Origin of the sequence: Bradyrhizobium sp. CCBAU 11361, from assembly GCF_028128935.1 — a bacterium.
In the GTDB taxonomy this organism is placed as follows: Bacteria; Pseudomonadota; Alphaproteobacteria; order Rhizobiales; family Xanthobacteraceae; genus Bradyrhizobium; species Bradyrhizobium niftali.
Genome location: NZ_LBJZ01000024.1, coordinates 57,427 through 75,298 on the forward strand (window position 1 = coordinate 57,427; position 17,872 = coordinate 75,298).

10 protein-coding genes are annotated in these 17,872 nt (G+C 66.4%); 5 read left to right on the top strand and 5 right to left on the bottom strand.

The window, feature by feature from the left end:
- The gene (locus XI08_RS08100) at nt 1-3,465 is read right to left on the bottom strand and encodes an AAA family ATPase (protein WP_271574091.1); all 3,465 of its coding nucleotides are present in this window, start codon (nt 3,463-3,465) and stop codon (nt 1-3) included.
- Nucleotides 3,466-3,600: 135 nt separating this feature from the next.
- Between XI08_RS08100 and XI08_RS08105 the strand changes: the two genes are divergently transcribed.
- The 4 genes from XI08_RS08105 (at nt 3,601) to XI08_RS08120 (ending at nt 12,282) form a co-directional block, all read left to right on the top strand.
- Complete coding sequence (locus XI08_RS08105; RefSeq protein WP_271574048.1) at nt 3,601-10,044, top strand: non-ribosomal peptide synthetase; 6,444 nt, start codon at nt 3,601-3,603, stop codon at nt 10,042-10,044.
- Nucleotides 10,045-10,183: 139 nt separating this feature from the next.
- The gene (locus tag XI08_RS08110) at nt 10,184-10,351 is read left to right on the top strand and encodes a hypothetical protein (RefSeq protein ID WP_166466031.1); all 168 of its coding nucleotides are present in this window, start codon (nt 10,184-10,186) and stop codon (nt 10,349-10,351) included.
- Nucleotides 10,352-10,573: 222 nt separating this feature from the next.
- Nucleotides 10,574-11,305, top strand: coding sequence for a 4'-phosphopantetheinyl transferase family protein (locus XI08_RS08115; protein ID WP_027549505.1), 732 nt, complete (start codon nt 10,574-10,576; stop codon nt 11,303-11,305).
- Nucleotides 11,302-12,282, top strand: a complete 981-nt coding sequence (locus XI08_RS08120; RefSeq protein WP_271574049.1) for an LLM class flavin-dependent oxidoreductase — start codon at nt 11,302-11,304, stop codon at nt 12,280-12,282. The genes XI08_RS08115 and XI08_RS08120 overlap by 4 nt, the downstream gene beginning before the upstream one ends.
- Nucleotides 12,283-12,284: 2 nt before the next feature.
- Here the strand turns inward: XI08_RS08120 and XI08_RS08125 are convergent, their stop codons facing one another.
- Nucleotides 12,285-12,536, bottom strand: coding sequence for a hypothetical protein (locus tag XI08_RS08125; RefSeq protein WP_271574050.1), 252 nt, complete (start codon nt 12,534-12,536; stop codon nt 12,285-12,287).
- 302 nt (nt 12,537-12,838) lie between these two features.
- On the opposite strand from XI08_RS08125, the gene XI08_RS08130 reads away from it, so the two are divergent.
- Entirely contained in the window at nt 12,839-13,678 is an 840-nt protein-coding gene (locus XI08_RS08130) for a Crp/Fnr family transcriptional regulator (RefSeq protein ID WP_442869777.1), read from the top strand.
- A 50-nt stretch (nt 13,679-13,728) separates the two neighbouring features.
- Here the strand turns inward: XI08_RS08130 and XI08_RS08135 are convergent, their stop codons facing one another.
- The 3 genes from XI08_RS08135 to XI08_RS08145 all read right to left on the bottom strand — a co-directional run bounded on the left by XI08_RS08135 (nt 13,729) and on the right by XI08_RS08145 (nt 17,864).
- Nucleotides 13,729-14,754, bottom strand: a complete 1,026-nt coding sequence (locus XI08_RS08135) for a histone deacetylase family protein (protein ID WP_135176798.1) — start codon at nt 14,752-14,754, stop codon at nt 13,729-13,731.
- 142 nt (nt 14,755-14,896) lie between these two features.
- Nucleotides 14,897-15,835, bottom strand: a complete 939-nt coding sequence (locus tag XI08_RS08140; protein ID WP_271574051.1) for an SMP-30/gluconolactonase/LRE family protein — start codon at nt 15,833-15,835, stop codon at nt 14,897-14,899.
- Nucleotides 15,792-17,864 carry a PQQ-dependent sugar dehydrogenase gene (locus XI08_RS08145; protein ID WP_442869778.1) on the bottom strand — a complete coding sequence of 691 codons (2,073 nt, stop codon included), beginning with the start codon at nt 17,862-17,864 and terminating at the stop codon, nt 15,792-15,794. The genes XI08_RS08140 and XI08_RS08145 overlap by 44 nt, the downstream gene beginning before the upstream one ends.
- Nucleotides 17,865-17,872 lie beyond the last annotated feature (8 nt).

Here is a 17,872-nt window from a genome sequence, read left to right on the forward strand (position 1 = left end):
TCAGGGATCGGCCCGTTCACGAACCGGCGCGTCCGACCCGAGCTCGTTGACCAGCTGCATCGCCTGCTTCAGGTCCGGCGTGTAGAAACCCTCGCTGAACCTGCCGACGATCGGCACAAGCAGGAGCCTTGCGTGCTCGCGCTTACCGGCCTCGAGCGACAGGCGCGCGAGGCTGACGGCGGTGCGAAGCTCCCAGGACAGCGCGCCCTGCTTGCGCGCGATCTCCAGCGACAGGCCGAACAGATCCTCGGCCTCCTGCACCGAGGCCGGGTCGCCGTCCGACAGCGTGATCTCGCCTTGCAGGCGATAGACCTCGGCGAGATAGGAGTGATCGCCGGTCCTTCTGGCGGTCGCGAGCGCGCCATCCAGCGCGCGCAAGGCGGCATCCCGCATCCCGACCTTGGCGTAGGCTTCCGCGAGCAGGCAGCGGAACCAGCAGCCGGCGAGCCAGGAATCCATCGCCTCATATTCGTCAAGGCCGAAGCGCATCTGGCTGAGGCCTTCGTCGGCTTCGCCGAGCTGGGTCAGCGCCCAGCCGCGCAGGATCGCCGCCTGCTGCTTCCAGTGCAGGAAATTGTGCTCGGTGGCGATGATCATGGCGCGGTTGGCGTGGTCGCGCGTGCCCTCGACGTCGCGCAAATGCTGGCAGAGATAGGCGCCGAACACGAGCGCGAAGGCGAGCGTGAAGGGGTGGCGGATCTTCTCGGCGTTCGCGATCGCCTGCTCGCTGTGCTGGCGCGCCGCGTCGGGCCGGCCCAGGAACCACAGGAGATAGCCGAGATAGGACAGCGAGACCACGCCGGGGTCGGTGCCGTGGCGCTCCATCAGGTCGGAGTGCAGATCGGGGCTGTAGAGGTTGATGCAGCGGTGCAGGTGATGCTGCGAGGCGGCGAAGCGGCCGCGATAGAGCATGGTCATCGCGATCGAGCGATGCGCCTCGATCAGATAGCCGGTCTGCTGTGCCGGCAGCGTCCGCTCGTTCAGCCGCTCGCGCTTGGCGAACTTCAACAGCTCGACGCTGAGATCGTGCGCGCGGGTGAGATCGGCACGGATGAAATGGCAGACCCAGAGGCCGCGCGTGGCGGCAAAGGCCTTTTCGTCGTCATCGAGCTGCTGGCCGAGCTCGAGCGCGCGGATGTAATTCTCCTCGACCTCCTGCACGGCATAGCCCTTGGCGGCGATCAGCGCGTTGCCGAGCGCGATGCGCAGCTCGAGCTCCATCTCGTCGGCGCCCCGCATGCGCGCATTGGCCTGCACGACGCTGAGGCCGCGGCGCAGATGGCCGATCGCCTCGAGATTGGCGCCGCTCTTGGCCGCCTGTTTGCCGGCCTTGAGCCAGAAGCTCGCGGCACCCTCGCTCTGGCCGGATTCGGTCAGATGATGGGCGAGCAGCTCCGGCTCGCGCTCGGTCTTCTCCGGATACATCTCGGCAAGCACCTGCGCGATGCGGGCATGCAGCTTGCGCCGCTCGCTGTGCAGCAGGCTCGCATGCGCGGCGTTCTGGATCATCACGTGCTTGAACGAGTAGAGCGCATCCGGCGGATGGCCACGGCGCATGATCAGCCCGGCTTCCTCCAGATGGTTGAGCGCGGCCTCGATCTGCTCCGCCGACGTGTCGGCGACGGCCTGGAGCGTCTCGTAGGAGAACTCGCGGCCGATGGTGGCGCCGATCTGCGCGATCCGCTTGAACGGGCCCATCCGGTCGAGCCGCGCCATCAGCGAATCCGTCAGGGTTGCCGGGATCGCGAGCTGCCGCCACGGGCCCGACAGCACGTAGCGCCCGTGCCGCTCGGTCAGGAGGTTGGATTCGAGGACGGTCTTGGTGAGCTCCTCCAGGAACAACGGCACGCCGTCGGTCTTGACGATGATCTCCTCGACGACCTCCTTGGGCAGCTCCCGTCCGGCGACGCGCTCGACCAGCGTCGCGCGCAGCTGCCGGCTGAGGCGGTTCAGCACCAGGGTGGTGATGTGCGAATGCGCGTTCCAGCTGGGCTGGAATTCGGAGCGGGCGGTGATGACGGCCAGGATCGGCCGGTTCTGCACCCGGTCAACGAGGAGGTCGATGACCTCGCGGGAGGTCGGATCGATCCAGTGCAGGTCCTCGAACGCGATCACCAGCGGCATCTCGCGCGCGAGGCCGAGGAAGTGATTGACCAGCGCCGCGACCGTCGCATCCTTCTGCTGCTGCGGCGACAGCTCGAGCGGCGGATAGCGGTCTCCGGTCGGTATGGACAACAGCGCGGCAAACAGCGGCGTGACCTGCTCGATGTCGCCATGAGCGGCTGCGATCGCGGTCTCCAGGCTCGCCAGCGACAGCGCGGACGCATCCTCGCGGTCGAGGCCGAGCGAGAATTTGAGTTGCTCGGCGAACGGATAGAACGCGGTGGACGTATAGTAGGGCGAGCACTGGAACGAGACCTGTCCGTGGCGGTCGCCCGCGATCCGCTCGAAAATCTCCTGGATGACGCGCGACTTGCCGATGCCGGGCTCGCCGAACTTGACTACGACCTGGCCGTCGCCGTCCTTTGCCTGCTGCCAGCGCCCCATCAGCAGCGCGATCTCCTCCTCGCGGTTGACGAGCGGGGTCAGCCGCGTGCCCATCGCGGCGGCGAAGCGGGTCTCCACCCGCGAAGCGCGCACCACGTGCCAGGCTTGCGCCTTCTCCGAGATGCCCTTCAGCGCATGGACGCCGAGATTGCGATAGTCGAACTTCCCCTTCAGCAGCGACTGGGTCGAGGCGGAAATCACCACGCCGTTGGGCGGCGCCAGGCCTTGCAGGCGCGCGGCGAGATTGACGGTTTCTCCGACCGCGGAGTCGCGCTCTTCGGTGCCCTGTCCCACGAGGTCGCCGACCACGACGAGACCGGTCGCGATCCCGATGCGGACGGCGGGCGAGTGGCTGAGCGCGCCACGCGGCTCGATCGCGCGAGCGGTCGACAGCACCCGCACGATCTCGAGCCCCGCACGCACCGCGCGCTCGGCGTCGTCCTCATGTGCGGTCGGATAGCCGAAATAGACCAAAATACCGTCGCCGACGAACCGGGCGGCAAAACCCTCGTAATGCTTGACCACGCGGACGCAGGTCTCGCGGAAGCTCGCGATCATGTCGCGCACGTCTTCCGGATCGAACTGCGCCGAGAGCGAAGTGGAATCCACCATGTCGCAGAACATGGTGGTGAGCTGGCGCCGTTCGGCTCCGACCTCCACCCGGGTCGGCGGAGGTGCCGCCGCGGCGGGCGCTTCCACCGTTTCAGCCCGGAACAGCGCCGCCATCGCCCGCTGGAGCCGCTTGCGATCGCCAAGCGGCAATCCGAGCTCGACCAGGTCGGATTCGGTCAGATCCCCCATGACATCGAGATCGAGACGGTGCTGCGCGAAGAGATCGGAGTAGTGCGCAAGGCCGATACCTTCGAGCCAGCGCTTCAGCCTGCCATCCGCTCCCGTGCCCGGCTCATTCTCCAGCATGGTGATTCTGCCCAACCCTCACTCCGTCGAAGGGCTTTAGGCCCCTCAACCACAGATTTTGGGGCCCGAACTTCACCTCAGACTGGACGCATTCCCTAACTTCTAGGAAGAATAGCTCAATCAGATCAAAAAGGAATGGCATTGTCGGACATTGCATCCGGAGCGAGAACGGTCGGCGCGAGCGGCGAAACGAAGATCTTTTCCCATATCGGCGGCCTTCTCGACTTCTACGCCCGCAGGACGCCGGCGGCGCCCGCCCTGCTCGCCCCTGGCCGGCCGGCCCTCACCTACAGCGCGCTTGGCGAGCGGACGCAGGATCTGGTCCGCACGCTGCGCGGGCTCGGTATCGCGCCGGGTGACCGCATTGCAGTTGCGCTGCCGCGCGGCGCCGACAGCGCGCTGGCACTGGTCGCGGTCGCCTCGGCCGGCGCCTGCATCCCCGTCAATCCCGATCTAACCGCGGACGAGCTGCAACGCTATTTCAGCGAATTGAAGCTGACGGCACTCGTCACCCGGGCCGACATGAATTCGGCCAGTCGCGACGTCGCCAGGGCGCTCGATATCGCGGTGATCGATTTCTTGCCGGGGCCGAAAGACGATCTCGGCGGCTGCGCGTTCGTGGGCCCCACGATCGGTCCGGCGCGCACGAGCGGCGCCTCGCGCGGCGACGACGATGCATTCATCCTGTTGACGTCGGGCACGGCGGCGCGGCCGAAAATGGTGCCGCTCACGCATCGCAATGTGTGCCTGTCCGCCACCAATGCCGGCCGCGTGCTGTCGCTCACATCCCATGATCGCCTGCTCAACGTCCTGCCGCTGTTTCACGCCCATGGTCTGATCTCAGGCCTCCTGACGGCGCTGGCCGCGGGCTCCAGCGTGATCTGCACCGACTGTTTCGACGCCTCGTCGTTCTTCGGCTGGATGCGGGAGCTGCAACCGACCTGGTACACGGCGGTGCCGACCATTCATCGCGCGCTGCTGACGGCGGCGGAAGCGAATCCGGACCGCGCCCGGGCCTCGTCGCTGCGCGTGATCCGCTCGGCCTCGGCCTCGCTCGCGCCCGCGATCCTTGGCGGACTGGAGGCGACGTTCGGCGTTCCCGTGCTCGAGACCTACGGCATGACGGAGGCGGCCTCGCAGATCGCCGCCAATCCGTTCGAGCTGCGCAAGGTCGGATCGGTCGGCCGCGCCGCAGGGCCCGAGATCGCGATCATGGACGAGACGGGCCGCGTGCTTGCGAGCGGCGAGCACGGCGAGATCGTTCTGCGCGGAGCGAACATGACGCGTGGCTATCACAATGACGAGGCGGCGACCCAGGCCGCATTCCGCAACGGCTGGTTCCGGACCGGCGATCTCGGCTATCTCGATGCCGACGGTTATCTCTTCATCGTCGGCCGCATCAAGGACGTCATCAATCGCGGCGGGCAGAAGATCTCGCCGCTGGAGGTGGAAGAGGTCCTGCTCAGCCATCCGGCGGTGCTGGAGGCCGGCGTCTTTGCCGTTCCGCACCCAAAGCTCGGCGAGAACGTCGCCGCTGTCGTGGTGTTGCGGGCAAATTCCGAGGCGACCTCGGACCAGTTGCGCCAGTTCGCGCGAAAGCGTCTCGCGGCCTACAAGGTGCCGAGCCTGATCCGCAGCGTGGCGGCGCTGCCGAAGGGCGCCAGCGGCAAGGTCAAGCGCAATGCACTGGCCGATCTGATCGCGACGGCAGAGGACGCCGACGCGGCGCGCCTGCCGCGCACCACGCTGGAAACGCTGCTCGCGGAGATCTGGGCCGGCCTGCTTGAGCTGCCGCAGGTCGGCATCGATCAGGACGTCTTCGCGCTCGGTGCGGGCTCGCTCGCGGTGACGCAGATGCGCTCGCGCCTGCGCGAACGCTTCAACGTCGACTTCTCGTTCGAGGACATTTTCGATTGCGCCACGGTCGCCGCGCTTGCGGCCCGGCTGGAGACTGCCGCAACCCATCGCGAAGCGACACTGCCGGCCTGGCGCCGGGCCCTAGCTGCGACAGCAGACGCGCCGCTGTCGTTCCAGCAGCAGCGGATGTACGTGCTCTCGCGGCTCGATCCGACCCGCTACAACTATAATGTCGTCGAAGTCGCGGTTCTCAAAGGTCTGGTCGACGTCGCCGCGCTTTCTGCGAGCCTCGCCGCGATCTGCGCCCGCCATGAGGCGCTGCGCTCGGTCTTCATCGAACGGCAGGGCGAGCCGGCGCAGCTTGTGCTGCCATCGCCGCCAAAATTCGAGCGGATCAAGCTCAAGCCCTGCCCTGCGGACAAGCAGGCCGCCGTGATCCGGCGCGAGGCGCTCAAGCTCGCGCAATATAAGTTCGATCTGGCGCACGAGCCGCCGCTGAAGGTCACGCTGCTGTCGTTCGACAAATCCAGACACGCGCTCGTGGTCAATTTGCATCACCTCGTCACCGATGGCTGGTCGCAGCGGCTGTTCTGGGAGGAGCTCGCCGCCCATTATGCCGCGGGACGCAAGAGCAGCGTGGCGGCGCTGCCCGCGCCCAGTTTCCAGTATCGCGACTTTGCGCTGTGGCAGCAGAGCTGGGCGCGAACGCCGGCAGCAAAGGAGCAGCTCGATTACTGGCGGGCGCAGCTCGACGGCGTCACCACGCTGCCGCTGCGGACCGACCGGCCACGGCCGGAGATCTGGAGCGGTCACGGCGCCCGTCACTATTTCGAATTCTCCAGAACCCTCTCGGGCGATGTCCGCGCGCTGAGCCAGGACCAGGGCGTCACGCCCTTCATGACCCTGCTCGCGGTGTTTCAGTGCCTGCTCTTCCGTCACACCTCGCATGAGGATGTCGCGACCGGATCGCTGATCGCCAATCGCAACCAGATCGAGAGCGAACGCCTGATCGGGCTGTTCGCCAACACCCTGATCCTGCGCAACGACTTTGGCGGCGATCCGAGCTTCGGCGAAATGTTGCGGCGGGTGCGGCAGGTCACGCTGGATGCCTACCGCAATCAGGATCTCCCGATCGAGGAGGTGCTGCGTGCGCTCCAGATCGCGCGCCGGAGCGACGGCAATCCGCTGTTCCGGATCATGTTCATCCTCCAGAACGCCTCGATCGAGGCGGCACGTTTCCCCGGCCTGTCGACGCGGCGGCTGGAGGTCGATCCAGAAGTGGCGCGCTTCGACATCACGCTCGAGCTGGTCGAGGCCGACGGGCGATTCACCGGGTTCTTCGAGTACGCCACCGATCTGTTCGACGCGGCCACGATCGAGGACATGGCTGCTCAATTCAAGACCCTGCTCAAGGCCGTCATCGCCAATCCGGAACAGCGCATCTCGCGCCTGCCGCTGCTGACCGAAGCCGAACGCCGGCAAACGCTGGCGAAAGGCCACGGCGTGCCGGCCAATTTCACCACCCGCGGCAACTTAAGCGAACGCTTCGACCGTCAGGCCAGGACGACGCCGAACGCTGTTGCGGTGTCGGACGGACACACATCCCTGAGCTATCGCGAACTGGCCCGGCGCAACCAGGCGGCTGCGCGCTGGCTGGTCCGCGAAGGCGTCGGGTCCGAGAGCGTGGTCGCCTTGCTCGCGGAGCGCGGCCCCGATCTGCTCGCCGCAATGATTGCGGTGCAGCGCGTGGGCGCGGCCTTCCTGAACCTCGATCCCGACCAGCCGCCGGCGCGGCTTGCGACCATTCTCGGATCGAGCTGCGCCCGCGTGCTGCTGACCGGGCGCGCCCAGTCGGCCATGGTCGAGGCGCTGATCGAGCCGCTGGTCGAGCGCATCCAGGTGGCCGAGCTCGAAGACGCGATCGCGCCAGGGGCGACCAAGCCGGCCAGCGCCGCGCGGCGCGCAGCATCCAGCCTCGCCTATCTCATCTTTACCTCCGGCTCCTCGGGCGCGCCGAAGGGCGTCATGATCGAGCAGCGCGGGCTGTCGAACCATCTGGCATCGCTGATATCCGGGCTGAACCTCTCGGCCAGGGATGTGATCGCGCAGACCGCGCCGCAGAGCTTTGTCATCTCGGTCTGGCAGTTCCTCGCCGGACCGATGGTCGGCGCCCGCGTGCACATTTGCGGCAACGCGATCGTGCAGGACCCGGTCCTGCTCGCGCGGGAGATCGAACGCGAGCACATCACCGTGCTCGAGATCGTCCCGTCGCTGCTGCGGGTGATTCTCGATCGCATGGACGAGGCGAAGATCCAGCGCGCCTTCGCAAGGTTGCGCCTCCTGATCTCGACCGGCGAGCCGCTGCCGGCCGATCTCTGCCGCGCCTGGTTCGCCCGCTGCCCGAAGGTGCCGCTGATCAATGCCTATGGTGCGTCGGAATGTTCCGACGACGTCTCCCTGCATCGCCTGACCAAGCCGCCGGCGACCGCGACGGGCAACGTTCCGGTCGGCGCGCCGCTGCCGAACACCCAGCTTTACGTGCTTGACGCCAACCTTGAGCCGCAGCCGGTCGGCGTGACCGGCGAGCTCTGCATCGGCGGCGCCGGCGTCGGACGCGGCTATGTCAACGATCCCGCGCAAAACAAGCAACGCTTCCTGCCCGATCCGTTCTCGCGCCAGGCTGCCAGCCGGCTGTACAGGACCGGCGACCTCGCCCGCCGCCGCGCCGACGGCACGATCGAGTGCCTCGGCCGCGCCGACCATCAGGTCAAGGTTCGCGGCTACCGCGTCGAGCTCAAGGAGATCGAGAACGCGCTGGCCGACCATCCGAGCGTGCGCGCCGGCATCGTCGAGCCGCGCCGCGAGGCCAGCGGCGATGTCAGGCTGATCGCCCATATCGTCGCAAGGCCCGGCAGCCGGGTCAGCGCCAGCGAGCTGCGCGAATTCCTGAAGGGCCGGCTGCCCGGCCACGCCATCCCGTCCGCATTCCTGTTCCTGGATCAGGTGCCGCTCAACGCCCATGGCAAGATCGACCGGTCCGCACTGCTGGCGCCCGTGCAGCAGGAAGCGTCGGGGCCGGATGCGGCGGTGCCGGCGCGGCGTTTCACCGAAAAGGTGCTCTCCGACATCTGGATCGATCTGCTGAAGGTCGAGAGCCTCGGTGTCACCGACAATTTCTTCGATCTCGGCGGCCATTCGCTGCTGGCGGGCCAGGCGATGGCGCGCGTCGCCCGTGCGCTCGGCGTCTCGCTGCCGATCAAGACCATCTTCGAGGCGCCGACGATCGAGGAGCTCGCCCGCCGGGTCGACGAGGCCGTGGCCGCCGAGCCGCACAAGCCTGCCGCAAGCGTGTCGCGGCTGATCGAAAGCGGCCCGCCAACGCTCTCGATCGCGCAGGACCAGATGATTCGCATCGAGCAGAACCTGCCGGGCCTGCCGCTGTTCAACCTGCCCTTTGCCTTTCGCCTCCAGGGCCCGCTCGATCCGGCCATCCTCGCCCAGGCGTTCGGCGACATCGTGCGCCGCCACGAATCGCTGCGGACTGCGTTCGGCTGGAACGGCGGGGAGCCCATCAGCCGCCTCGCCACACCCGGCGAACTCGGGCCCGTCCTCACCGTCGAGGTCATCGGCGACGGGCGGCCGCACAACAACAAGCGGCGCCAAGCCCTCGAACTCAGGAAGATCGATCTCCTGATCGAGCAGGAGAGCTACACCCCGTTCGACACCGTGCGGCCGCCGCTGTTGCGGGCACGGCTGTTGCGGCTTCATGCCGACGACCACGTTCTGCTGCTGACGCTGCATCATGCCGCTGCCGACGGCTGGTCGATCGGCGTGCTGTTCGAGGAATTGTCGAGCCGTTATGCGGCGCTGGCCGGACGTCCGTCGGCGCCGCTGCCGAAACTGCCGCCGGCCTTTTCGGACGTCGCGCGCTGGCAGCGCTGGTGGTGCGGCACCGACGCCGCCCGCCGCCAGGCCGCCGACTGGACGGAGAATCTGCGCGGCGCGGCCCCGGTCTTTGACGGCGACGCAAGCCCGGGCGCATCCACCGGTCACCAACCGCTCAGGCTCGAGCCCGATCTGATCGCGCGGCTCACGGCGTTCGCCGGCCAACAGAACGCCACGCTGTTCATGTGCCTGCTCACCGGCCTGAAGGCCCTGCTGCTGGCACGGACCGGCCGCCCCGACATCTCGGTCGCCACCGCCATGGCCAATCGCGCCCAGCCGGACACCGAGCGAATCGTCGGCCCGTTCGAGAATACGGTGATCGTCCGCACGAAAATCACGCCGGATCTGTCGTTCGCGCAAGCCTTGGTGCGGGTGCGCCAGAGCGTGCTCGATGCGCATGCGCGGCAGGAGCTGCCGTTCAACATGCTGGCGGACCATCTGGAGCAGGAGGGGATCGCCCCGGCCGCGCTGCTCCAGGTCTATTTCACGCTGCAAAACCCGCTGCGCCAGCCGCTCGATCTGCCGGAGATTGCGGTGCACTCGATCGGAAACGTCGCGCGCGAGGGGCAGCCGGTGCTGCCGATCGACCAGACCTGGCTGTCGCTGATGCTCAAGGAGCGCCCGACCGGAATCACCGGTTCATGCAATTACAAGGGCGAACTGCTCGACGGCCGCATGGTCGGCGAGTGGATGGAGGATCTCGTCGCGCTGCTGGGGGCCGCCGCCGCCCAACCCAACACGCCGCTCGGCCGGTTGCTCGATCGCAGGGCGGCTTGACGGCTGCACAGGACGGGCGAATACTGGTTCACTCGCCAAAGCTGTGAATGACCAAGTTGCATCTTGATTATTTGGCGCCAGCGCGCAAGATTATTCTCGCGTTTTGATTTGGACGAAAATTTTCAACCGGGGGAGTGTTATGGGTTTCATCAAATTTACCAAGGGCACCTCGTTGAGTGACAAGGACCGCAAGGCCCTGCAAAAGTTGCTGACCGACGAGAAGAAGAAGCTCCAGTCCGCGCTGAAGGACGTCGACGCCAGCCTTTCCATGCTGGGCGGCTCGAAGAAGGCCAAGAAGAAAAAGTAAGATTAGTCGGCAGGGACGCCGCACGAATCTTTCGGAGAATGGGCCACTCGCCTGCGAGTTGGGGTCTCGCACAAGCTTGAGCTCGTAAACCGGCCTGCAAATCGACAAGAATTCGCCCGGGTGGACCGATAACAACGGTCCGCTCAGTTGGTTCTTGCTCAATTGATTCTTCCGTCAGGGCCGGGGGATTTGGCCTCCGCCTGACGCCATGGGCCTGATTGGATGGCAGACGACAGAATTGAACTGTTTGTCGGACTGATCGAGACTATTGACGCGCCGGGCGCGGCCGATGCGTGCCGGCGCCTGCTCTCGGTCGACGAACGGGTCCGCGCCGACCGCTTCATGTTCGAGCGGCACCGGCGGCAATATATTTTCGCCCATGCCATGCTGCGCCTGGCGCTATCGCAGGTCGCGCCCAACGTCGCTCCCTCCGACTGGTCCTTTGGGGCCGGCCGCTACGGGCGGCCGTTTGTCGCTGCGCCGGCGACCTCGACCGCGCTGCATTTTAGCCTGTCGCATGCCGATGGCTGCGTCGCCTGCGTCGTGTCCAGGCATGAGGCCGTCGGCGTCGACGTCGAAACCGTGTCACGGCGTGTCGCCCCGCTCTCCACCGCGAATCGCTTCTTTGCGCCGGAGGAGGTCGAAACGCTGCGCAGCCTGCCGGAGCCGGCGGCGATCGAGCGCTTCTTCGACTATTGGACGCTCAAGGAGGCCTATCTGAAGGCCAGGGGCTTTGGGCTCAACTTGCCGCTCGACGCCTTCGCGATGCAGGTGTCGCGCGAGGCCATCGAGATCAGCTTCAAGCCCGATATCGCCGACGATCCGCAGGGATGGCGCTTCTCGCTGTGCTCGCCCTCCCCCTCGCATCGCCTCGCGATCGCCGACGGCTCCCGCGCAGACGGCGGCCTTCCCATCAGCCGCAATGCCTGGCCGCTCCAGGAAGCGGCTGAATGACGACCTCGCGGCTGCGCGTCTTCCCCGCGATCTCGCGCAACCGCGACCCCAGAAAATATGTCGGCGAGCTGATGCGGGTGGCGCAGTTCGCCGACCGCAACGGCTTCGAAGGCATTCTGCTGTTCGAAGGCAACGACGTGTTCGTCGAGCCCTGGGCCATGGCCCAGCACATCATGGCAGGGACGACGCGATCTTCGCCGCTGATCGCCGTCAATCCGGTCTACATGCACCCGTTCACGGCAGCGAAATTCGTCTCGTCCTTCGCGCAGCTCTACGGCCGCAAGGTCTATCTCAACATGATCACGGGGACCGCGGTCAGCGACTTGCAGGGCCTCGGCGACGACCAGTCCCATGCCGACCGCTACGTCCGGCTCGGCGAATTCGTGGCGCTGATGCGGCAATTGCTCTCGAGTCCGCGACCGGTGAATGTCGAGGGCCGGTTCTACCGCGCGAGCAATCTGCAACTGCGCCCCCGCCTGCCGGCGGAGCTGATGCCGGAATTCCTGATCGCGGGCCAGTCCGAGGCGGCACAGCGCGTGGCAAAGGAGACCGGCTGCATCAAGATGCAGATGCTGCCGCCGGACCTCGATCGCGGGCTCGATGTATCAGGCATGAATTTCGGCATCTTCGCGCGCGAGAGCCGCGACGAGGCGCGGCAGGCGGCCAAGGCGCGCTTCCGCGACACCCCCGATGATCGCGAGCTGCTCGCGCTCACCGTGGAGAACAGCGACTCCGTGTGGAAGCGGCGGCTGTACGAGGGTCAGAGCGGCGAGCTCGCGGACAATGGCTATTGGCTGCTGCCGTTCCTGACCTTCCAGGCCGACTGCCCCTATCTCGTCAGCAGCTATGCCGAGATCGGCGCGAGGCTGAAGGAATTTGCGGCGAAGGGGTTGACCACGATCATGCTCGACATGGTCGCGGACGAGGCCGAGATGCAGCACGTCTGCAAGGCGCTTGCGGCGAGCGGGATGTTTTGAGATCAGACGCCGAGCGGGCTGAGCCGCGCCAGCGGCTCAGTGCCCCCGGCCGCCGCAAGAGCTGCATGACATGCCGCTTCAGACGCACGAACTCGGGCTCGGTGACAAGGTCGTGGCTTCGCGGCCGCGCAATTGATGGTCGTATCCTGCGTTCCCACCGCGACGCGGATCGTCTCCGCCTGCGACGGTCCGAACGTGGCAATGGTCATGGCCACGGCGGCCGCGCTCATTCTCAAAATGCTGAAGTCGATCATCGAGCTGTCCTCGGAAGCCGGGCTCATGCCGGCAGCGGTGCGAGCCGGCACTATCGAAGGCGCGACGTAGCGGTTGAAGCAATTAATTGCATCGCTGTCGCGGACCGCCCGCTTCGCGATTCAGTCGCGAGCGGCGCAAAGGATTTTCTCAAGACGACAAGATCGACAGGAGAATCGTTTCGCAGGCGATCGCCGCACGTATCAAGCTTTGCTAAGTGATTTGGAACGATCGCAAACAGATGGACATCGCGCCATTGGCGTCCTTACCTATTCGCAAGACCTCCGAGAGCTGACGGATTGCGATGACCATACTCAAGGAAGCTGCCGCGACCGAGCCCGCTGCTTTCGCTGACGGACGCCACGCAGGGGTTCAGTTCGACTGGGCAGACCGCGCGAAGACGCGGCGCGCCCCCAGCGCACGCGCGAAGACCGCAAGCTCGGCGCTGTTCATGAGCGAGACGATCGACGGACTGAATGCCGGCGCGCATTTCCTCGATCGCCTGTCGGCGCCGCAGCGGGCGCGCGTGCATGCAGCCGGACGCACGATCACCGTTCCGCAAGGCGAGATGGTGTTCAGCCAGGGCGACCGCCATGACGGCATCTTCATCATCCGGCGCGGGCAGGTGCGGGTCTACTATACGGCGCCGTCGGGGCGCGAGATCACGCTCGCCTATTGGACGCCGGGGCACTTCATCGGAGGTCCGGAGATCTCGGGCGGCGGCATCCACATGTGGTCCGGCATCGCGATCGAGGCCTGCGAGATCTCGGCGCTGTCAGGCCCAGCGCTCGAGAAGCTGCTGACCGCCATGCCGACGTTCGCGCTGGCGCTGATCGACGGCCTCATCGCCAAGGGCAAATGCTACTCTTCGATGGCGCAGATCCTCGGCACGCGGTCGGTGATCGAATGGTTGGCGCAGTTCCTGCTCACTCTGTCGGAGCTGCATGGCATTGCCGACGGCGACACCGTCATCATCAACCGCAAGATCACCCATGACCAGATCGCGGCCATGGTCGGCTCGACCCGGCAATGGGTGACGATGATGCTGAAGCGCTTCCAGAACCGCCGCATCATCGCCATCGACGGCAGCACCATCCGGATCAGGCGGGTCGACCTGCTGGAGCAGATTCTGTTCAAGGATTAGGGCGCGGCGGATCGTCTCCCTCTCCCCGCACGCGGGGAGAGGCGAAGATGTCAACGCGCCTCCTCGAATCCTGCCAGCACCGAGGTCAGGTTCGCACCCAGGATGTCCGAGAGGTAGCCGCCCTCCTGCACGAACACGGTCGGCAGGCCCATCCTGGCGATGGCCTGGCCGATACGGCGGAAGCCCGGCGTGGTGACGGCAAGGCCCTTCAGCGGATCGTGCTCGGAGGCATCGAGGCCGAGGGCGATGACGAGGGCGCCGGGAGCAAAGGACTCGATCGCCTTGCGCGCAACGTCCATCGCCTGGATGTAGCCATCGTCGCCGGTGCCGATCGCCAGGGGGATGTTGAGGTTGGTACCGAGGCCGGGACCTTCGCCGCGCTCGTGCGCATAGCCCCAGACATAAGGATAATATGCGACGGGATCGGCATGGATCGACACCGTGTACACGTCCGGCCGCGCGTAGAAGATTCCTTGCGTGCCGTTGCCGTGATGGACGTCGACGTCGAGGATCACGACGCGCTCGTGCTTGAGCCGCAGATGCGCCGCGGCGATCGCGCTGTTGTTGAGGAAGCAGAAGCCGCCGGCCATGTCGCGATAGGCGTGATGGCCGGGCGGACGGCAGAGCGCGTAGGTCGCGTCCTCGCCGTCCATCACCATCTGCGCCGCGGTGACCGCAACGTCCGTCGCAGCGCAGGCCGCAGCCCAGGTGCCGGGGCCGATCGGCGCCGCAGTGTCGGCGGTGTGCCAGCCGAGCTTGCCGACGATGTGAGTCGGATAGGTCGCGGCGTGGCGCACGGGATGGATGTTGCCGATCATCTCGGGGCCGGAATCGCCGAGCGCAGTCCAGGCGTCCCAGGCCTCGCTCAGGAACGACAGGTATTCCGGGCTGTGAATGCGCGCGCGGGGCCCCTGCCCGAATGTCGTGGGCTCGACCAGTTGATGCTTGCCGTCCTTCAACCCCTTGAGCAGGCGGTCGGCGCGCTCCGGCTGCTCGGTGGTGCGCTTGACGACACCGCGAACCAGGAAGAATTGCGGATCGTGGCTGCGGTGCAGTTCGGTATGGACGGCTTTCACTCAAACACTCCGTGGTCGCGTGCTCTCTAACGGTGCCCAAAGATGTCTAAATCCCTGCGACGGCCCGATGCAAGCAAGAAGAATGCCGTCCCTTGCCGCATTGCTCTGCGGCGGGAGCAGGCCGCCTTTCAATCGCTCGAGCTCAGCAGCGCCCGCGCTGTAGACAGTGCTCGCGACCCGGCTGGTCGGTACGGAAGGCCTCGACGAAGCCGCCCTGGCGCTGCGTGACGAAGACGGTCTTGCCGTCATTGCCGCCGAAGGCGAGGTTGGTCGGCTCCTTGCCTTTCAACGCGATCTCGCGCTCGACCGCGCCATTGGGCTTCATCAGCGCGATCGTGCCCTTGAGAATGCGCGCGACGTAGAGGCGGCCGGCAACGTCGGTGCGCAGCCCGTCGACGGTGTCGGGCTGAAACGACTTCACCAGCCTTGCGCCGGTGAGCTCGTTGCCGCTGATCGTGTAGGACCAGATCTGGCCGCTGCTGGACTCGCCGACATAGAGCGTCTTGCCATCGGGGCTGAGGTCGATGCCGTTGGTGGTGCCCATCGCGCGGGGCGCCGGCATCACCTGCCCCTGCACCGTTCCGTCGGCGGCTTTCGCGATGCGCCAGATGTGGCCCTCGCGGCCCTTCCAGTTCGGATCGCTCGCATAGATCGTGCCGTCGCGCGCGACCGTGATGTCGTTGGGCTGGTTCATCTCGTCGGAGTGAAACCAGACGGCAGGCTCGGCGCTTCCCTTCGCAATGGTGAAGATGTTGTGCTTCTTGTAGTCGGCAATGAACATTGTGCCGCTCCGATCGAAACGGATCGCGTTGCCGACGCTGCCTTCGGGGAGTGTCGTGAACAGCTCCGAAGCGGCAGCGCCCGCAGGCAGCCTGCCGATGGTGCCGGGCTTGCCGAGATTGACGACGAACAAATTGCCATCGAGATCGGCAGCGGGTCCTTCGATGCCGAACGTGTATTCGCTGGCGGGCGTCACCTGCACGCTGTCGAACAGCTTGGTTTCGGCAGCATCCGGGGGCGTCGCGATGAGCAAAATGCTACTGCACAGGCACCAGAAATTCCTGCCGGATGTAATAGCCATCGTCGTCGGTGCACTCGCCGTTCAGATAGGGATCGGCCGGCCGGAAGAATCGGCTGAAGCCGGGTTTGTCTACAGCGCTCCTTTGTGTCACGACAACGACCTTGGCAGCCGGTATTTCGCCGCATTCCTTGTTGGTCTTGCCGAAGAACTTGCGTTGCGGCGGACCGGCCTTGATCCGCATCCGCGTTCCCGGAACCATCCTGGCAGCGAGCAGGTCGGCGGTGTCGAGCAGACGCGCATAGCCGGGCTCGGTCCTCGGCAGGCTTTCGCCGCCCGGCGGCATCAGCTTCTCCGCGCCGAGACCGCGAAGGCGCGTGCGTAGCCTGCCGGCATCAGGGTCGCCCGGATAGATCCAGCCGTCCTGCGCCAGCATGAAGCGGAGCACGGTTGCGTCCTTCTCCGCATCCGACTGCCCTGCCTTCAGGCCGAAATCCGAATGGCAGCCGAGGCAATGCTTCTCGACGAGGCCCTTGCGCAGCGTGGTGAGGCGAACGCTGTTCTGCGCGTCCCTGGCAACGAAGGCCGCGAGCTGGTCGATCATCGCCTGGCTGCGCGTGTCGCAGGGCAGCGGCGCCGGCGGATCGCCCGCGGCACGGTCAATGCGGATCACGGTCTGGTTCTTGTCCTCGACCAGCCAGATCGCGCCGTCCTCGGCGACCGTCATGCCGACCGGCGCGCCTTGCGGCCGCGCGCCGTTGACGCGGTGCCAGCCTGCAATCAGCTCGTCGAACGGCGCGGCGGCGACCTCGCCGGCGTCGGTCTGGAAGCTGTGGGTCGGATCAGCCGCGCAGCTGACGTGGTAGCGCACCGGCGCAGGGCTCGGCCTGGGGAAGCCGTGGTCGTCGACATCGTAGACGAGGACGCGGCTGCCGGTCGGGCGATAGCCATGCAGGCCGACCAGCAGCCTGCCCTCGAGCTCCGGGAATTTCGCGCCGTGATAATAGAGCATCGCGAGCGGCGCGCCGTGCGGCGGCAGCAGCGAGAACGGCGGCTTGTAGAGTGCATTGGCCGTGCAGAGCGATTTGTAGGTCCCGGATTGCAGCACGATCCTGAATTCGGGGCTCGGCGTCGACAGGTCGTAGCAATAGGGCCAGCCATAATGCCTGCCCTGCTCGATCGCGTTGATCTCCTCGTTGGGCTTGAAGATGTCGGGCAGGTCGCGGCCATTCTCGCCTTGCAGGAAGGCGTAGCCGGCATCCGGGAAGTTCGGATGCAGTGCCAGCGCCATCGAATTGCGCAGACCGCGCGCATAGACGTTGTGCGGCGGGTCAGGGTCGTTCGGCTTCAACGCCGGGAAGACGCCGCCTGACGGCGGCGTGAACAGCCAGATCGCGGCCATCGCGGAGGCGCCCTCGGCCGCCGCACAGGGTCTTGTGATCGGCGCGCGCGTGATGCAGTCGTCGCTGTGCGAGCCGACATTGACGAACAGCCGGCCGTCGCGATCGAACACGAACTGCTTGAGCGGATGCGCGCTCTCGTCGAGCCTGGTGCCATCGGGCAGCGTGATCCGGCGGCCCGGCATGTGACGGATGACGGTCTCGACCGTGCCGCGCGGATTGTCAGCGAGCGGATCGAACCGGAAGATCGCCTCCGCGGTCGAGGCATAGAGCCTCTTGTCCGGGCCGATCACGAGGCCGAACGGGAATTCGAGGCCGGTCAGCAGCTCCTTGAACCGCTGGCCCAGGGGCGCATGCAGATCGAGCAGCAGCAGCCGTCCATCGGTGTGGCCCCAGCCGCCCATGTCGGCGACCACGAACAGGTCTCGGCCGGGCACCTGGACGATCGAACGCGGAAATTTGAGGTGATCGTCCTCGCTGGCGACGAGGCCGGCGCAAAATCCGGCCTTCATGTCGATCTGGAGTCTTGGAAAAGTGAGATCGCCGCTGCCGCAGCTTTCCGTGCCGATCGCATAGCCGCTCCTCCTGAGCTGCTCGGACGAGGCCGGGGCCAGGCCGAGCAGCACGCCGACGACGGCTACCGCGAACAAGCGCAGGCTCGGGCGTACACAGCAGAATGTGAAGCAGTTCACAGCGGCCT

Bases quoted from the DNA above. Each gene is read 5' to 3' on its own strand.
- XI08_RS08100 (WP_271574091.1), bottom strand. From the start codon at position 3,465: ATGCTGGAGAATGAGCCGGGCACGGGAGCGGATGGCAGGCTGAAGCGC.
- XI08_RS08105 (WP_271574048.1), top strand. From the start codon at position 3,601: ATGGCATTGTCGGACATTGCATCCGGAGCGAGAACGGTCGGCGCGAGC.
- XI08_RS08110 (WP_166466031.1), top strand. From the start codon at position 10,184: ATGGGTTTCATCAAATTTACCAAGGGCACCTCGTTGAGTGACAAGGAC.
- XI08_RS08115 (WP_027549505.1), top strand. From the start codon at position 10,574: ATGGCAGACGACAGAATTGAACTGTTTGTCGGACTGATCGAGACTATT.
- XI08_RS08120 (WP_271574049.1), top strand. From the start codon at position 11,302: ATGACGACCTCGCGGCTGCGCGTCTTCCCCGCGATCTCGCGCAACCGC.
- XI08_RS08125 (WP_271574050.1), bottom strand. From the start codon at position 12,536: ATGATCGACTTCAGCATTTTGAGAATGAGCGCGGCCGCCGTGGCCATG.
- XI08_RS08130 (WP_442869777.1), top strand. From the start codon at position 12,839: ATGACCATACTCAAGGAAGCTGCCGCGACCGAGCCCGCTGCTTTCGCT.
- XI08_RS08140 (WP_271574051.1), bottom strand. From the start codon at position 15,835: ATGGCTATTACATCCGGCAGGAATTTCTGGTGCCTGTGCAGTAGCATT.